The following is an 800-nucleotide window of genomic DNA, read 5'->3' as shown; positions in this document are numbered from 1 at the left end:
TGCTCCGATCGCGAATACCCGTTTGTATGTGTTGGATGAGGCGTTGGCGCCGGTGCCGGTCGGGGTCGCGGGTGAGTTGTATGTCGCTGGTGTCGGGTTGGCGCGTGGCTATGTGGGCCGGCCGGGGATGACCGGGGAACGGTTCGTGGCCTGCCCGTACGTGCCGGGCCAGCGAATGTACCGCACCGGTGACCTGGCCAGGTGGGCTGCTGACGGGCAACTCGTCTTCGCCGGCCGGGCGGATGAGCAGGTGAAGATCCGCGGGTTCCGGATCGAGCCTGGTGAGATCGAGACGGTGCTGACCCAGCATCCGGGGGTCGCTCGGGCGGTGGTGCTGGTCCGGCAGGACGTGCCGGGTGACAAGCGGCTGGTCGCCTATGTCGTGCCGGCCGGTGACGAGGTTCCGGCCGAGCGGTTGAAGACGTTCCTGGCTGGTCAGTTGCCGGAGTACATGGTCCCGGCCGCGTTCGTGACCCTGCCAAGCCTGCCGTTGACGGTCAACGGCAAACTCGACCGGCGGGCGCTACCGGCACCCGGGTACACCGCGGGTGCGGGCCGGCCACCGGCGAGCGTGCAGGAGGAACTGCTCTGTACCGCGTTCGCCGACGTACTCGGCCTGGACGCCGTCGGTGTCGACGACAGTTTCTTCGAGTTGGGTGGGCATTCGCTGTTGGCGGTGTCGTTGGTGGAGCGGTTGCGGGTGGTGGGTTTGTCGGTGTCGGTGCGGGCGTTGTTCGAGTCTCCGACGCCGGCTGGGTTGGCGGCTTCGGCGACCGTGTCGGTGCGGGACAATGTGCCGC

General features: G+C 68.2%; 1 protein-coding gene. It reads left to right on the top strand.

Features of this window, described 5'->3' with window-relative positions; genetic code table 11:
- Positions 1–28: 28 nt before the first annotated feature.
- Positions 29–800 (top strand): AMP-binding enzyme (locus I0C86_RS37740; RefSeq protein WP_323374103.1); only part of this gene is annotated, 772 nt, incomplete at its 3' end.

It is taken from the genome of Plantactinospora alkalitolerans (assembly GCF_015690345.1).
GTDB classification, from domain to species: domain Bacteria; phylum Actinomycetota; class Actinomycetes; order Mycobacteriales; family Micromonosporaceae; genus Plantactinospora; species Plantactinospora alkalitolerans.
The sequence above is the reverse complement of the archived record's forward strand: the minus strand, read 5'-3'. Positions and strand labels throughout refer to the sequence as shown.